Source organism: Pseudomonadota bacterium (assembly GCA_030859565.1).
Taxonomy (GTDB): Bacteria; Pseudomonadota; Gammaproteobacteria; order JACCXJ01; family JACCXJ01; genus USCg-Taylor.
On the sequence record JALZJW010000292.1, the window covers coordinates 1 to 2,096 of the forward strand.

A 2,096-nucleotide genomic window follows, 5' to 3' on the forward strand; every position below is an offset into this window, starting at 1 on the left:
GTTGCCGCTCGGGATCGTAATGAAAATCGTGGTTGGTGAATAAGACCCCGCCGTTTTTCATCCGCGCCTCGCGCCGTTCCCGATGATGTCGCTCTTTATAGCGCGAGGCCTCGGCAAAGCGAGGATCCCATTCAAGGCAGTTTTTGAGCCCTCGCAAGAGGGCTCTTTTTTAACATGGAGAACTATATTGCCTTTTGCTTGCAGACCGGGATCGTCCGATACGATAACCGTGCACCCGGATACGGGATCGGAACCAAGTCCCCGACTTGGACGAGGCGTTCGGCGCGAGCATCCCTAACGCCACCACCGCAACTCATTACCTTCACCCACACGCCGGCTCTGGCTGCGCCTCCTCAAAGTGCTCTCCTAATATATACACCTGCGTTTCGGCTAGATCGCCGGTCGTCCCGATTATCTCTTTTTTGCGTCAGACTCCGATTTTGCCGCCGCCGTCCTTGGTGATGACGATGGTCGCCGTGCGCGGGCGTGAGAGACCGCCATCCGGCCAATGACTGCCGAACGCGCGGGTGGCAAAGTCCGGCATGGTGTTTTCGCCCGGGTGTTGGATGTTGACGAATATCGCCCTGCCGTCCGGGGTTTCCGTGATGCCGGTGATCTCGCACTCCTTCGGGCCCACCAGGAAGCGGCGCAGGCGCTTTTCGCCCAGCTCCTTGCCGACGTAGGTATCGACGGATTGGATGGTGGCGCCGCTCATATTGGTCACGGTCCTTCGGGCGCCGTCTCCCACTTCGCCCGGGACGGCGGCCAGCAACATGCAGTTGGTAACGTCGGTATACGCGCCGTCATCGGTTTCGATCCACAACAACCCGGGATTCGCACGACTGAACCACACGCTGTCGGGGCTGGAGAAGTCGTTCGCGTCGGTCAGACCGGAGATATTGACGTTGGTCGCGTCTGCGGTGGCACGCGCGCCGAACAGGAACACGTCCCACGTGAACGAGGTCGCGTCGACTTTGCCGTGGGTCTCGGCCAAGCGAATGATATGGCCGTTGGGGTTGCCCAGCTGATCCTCGTCGGTGGTCTTCCGGTCGTTATAGAAGCGTGGATTGGCGGCGTCGACACTGGTGATCGGACGGCTCGAGGCGTTGGTATTGGTCAAGGTGACATACACCTCCCCGTTCTTCGGATGGACGGCGGCCCACTCCGGGCGATCCATCTTGGTTGCGCCCGCCGCGTCGGCGGCCAGACGCGTGTTGATCACCACGTCGGCCTGATCGGCGAAGGCATAGGCCGGGTTGGTAAGGGTGATATTGTTGATCCCGAAGCTCAGCTCTCTCCATTCACCTGTACCATCGGCGTTGAACGTGGCCACGTAGAGCTTTCCGTCGTCCAGATACTTGTCACCCGCAGCCATTCCCTCGTCGGCGTCGCGGGGATCCCAGCGCCGGTTCGACACGTACTTATAGATGTACTCGTTGCGGGCATCGCAGCCCATGTAGGACACGAGCGGCTCGCCCTTCTTTGCCGGCCCGAGCCACGCGCCTTCGTGCGCGAAACGGCCAAGCGCGGTGCGCTTCTTGGGGATTGACCTTCTATTGAACGGATCGACTTCCACCACCCAACCGTAGGTGTTCGCGACATTACGATAATCGTCGCTGCCGTCGGCTGAGGCGCCAAGCTTCATCGCGTTCCAACGGCCGTACAAGTCGTCCGCCGTATCGGGGATCACTGTCGCCCACAGCTCGCGGCCGTTACCCGCCACGCCGTAGCGCGCGAACGAAGCCAGCTCCTTCGCCGTGCGATTGGGGTCATCGGTCGCGGCGATACGGCGGAAATACCCGGCCCAGTTTTCCTCGCAGGTCAGATAGGTGCCCCACGGCGTGGCGCCGTTCGCGCAGTTATTGACGGTGCCGCGCGTTTCCGAGCCGTCGGGCGAGAATTTGGTGATCATGTACGGAGTCTCAGCCGCCGGTCCGGACAGCTTCATGGGCGTCAACGTGTGAATGCGGTGGTTGAAGCGGGAGTTTTGCTTGTAGCTCCACTCCCCTTTCTTCCCTCGCTTCTTAACTACCTTGATGACGCTGATGCCATGCACGTAGAATTCGCGCAGCACTTCCTCCGGTACGGTTCGCGCC

The 2,096-nt window shown here is 60.9% G+C and carries 1 protein-coding gene; it reads right to left on the reverse strand.

Features of this window, described 5'->3' with window-relative positions; translation table 11 throughout:
• Positions 1 to 427 precede the first annotated feature (427 nt).
• The coding region (locus tag M3436_20930; protein MDQ3566429.1) for a DUF839 domain-containing protein at positions 428 to 2,096 on the reverse strand (1,669 nt) is incomplete at its 5' end.